The organism is Neisseria sp. P0008.S010, from assembly GCF_051962715.1.
In the GTDB taxonomy this organism is placed as follows: Bacteria; Pseudomonadota; Gammaproteobacteria; order Burkholderiales; family Neisseriaceae; genus Neisseria; species Neisseria elongata.
In genome coordinates this window covers 1-280 of the sequence record NZ_JBQCVA010000258.1, presented here as the reverse complement: position 1 = coordinate 280, position 280 = coordinate 1, and the positions used below count along the sequence as shown (strand labels likewise).

Annotated in this window: 1 pseudogene; it reads left to right on the top strand. The window is 40.7% G+C overall.

The features are described from left to right. Positions 1-138: pseudogene (locus ACTHSL_RS13485) on the top strand (IS1595 family transposase); the annotation flags it as partial. Between the last annotated feature and the right edge of the window lie 142 nt (positions 139-280).

Sequence of the window (280 nt, the reverse complement as noted above, 5' to 3'; positions counted from 1 at the left end):
GCGAAACGCGTCTTGCGCAAATACAACGGGACTGACCGCAAATCTTTCCCACTGTTCTTGAAAGAATGCGAATTTCGGTTTAACTTCGGCACACCGTCCCAGCAGCTAAAAATCTTGCGGGTTTGTTGTGGAATTTAGGGCTAATCTAGTACAGCCCCAAATTTTAAAGGCTAACGTAGATTAGCCCCAATTTTAATTAGAACTAAATAGACCTCTTGCGAAAGTATCCTGAAGATTTACAATTTCCAAATGAAATACGAAAACCTAATCCAAAGAAGCA